1 protein-coding gene is annotated in these 489 nt (G+C 58.7%); it reads left to right on the top strand.

The genetic code is table 11. The features are described 5' to 3' along the window. Positions 1-6: 6 nt before the first annotated feature. A partial coding sequence (locus AAFO60_RS20855; RefSeq protein WP_432211733.1) for an Eco57I restriction-modification methylase domain-containing protein occupies positions 7-489 on the top strand: 483 nt, incomplete at its 3' end.

The following is a 489-nucleotide window of genomic DNA, read 5'->3' as shown; positions in this document are numbered from 1 at the left end:
CAGTTCATGAAGGACGAGTACCCAAACAGCAAGTCAGACCTCTTCGCCGCTTTCATCGAACGCTGCACCAGCCTCGCGCGGCCGCACGGAGCGGCAGCAATGATCACCATGCAGTCATGGATGTTCCTCAGCTCGTACGAGAAGTTGCGAACTTCACTGCTGTCTCATCAACAGATCACCTCCATGCTCCACCTCGGCACACGTGCTTTCGACTCGATCGACGGCGAGGTTGTCTCATCGACGGCATTCGTGCTGACGAATCCTCCAGCCGGGCGCACCAACCACGAGGGTATGTTCATCCGACTTGTCGACGAGGCGTCTGAAGCGGAGAAGGCCGCCGCATTGAGCACCGCCATCAGTGTACGGACCAAGGATGCGGGCTACTACCTCGCATCGGGCCATGACTTCACCGCAATCCCAGGTTCCCCGATCGTCTATTGGCTCAGCAAGAAGATGCGAGGTGCCTTCAGCTCCGGTCAACCTCTCGGC

It is taken from the genome of Gordonia aichiensis, from assembly GCF_039946255.1.
Classification (GTDB): Bacteria; Actinomycetota; Actinomycetes; order Mycobacteriales; family Mycobacteriaceae; genus Gordonia; species Gordonia aichiensis_A.
Note: the sequence above shows the minus strand (reverse complement) of the source record. Positions and strands in the feature narration are given on the sequence as shown.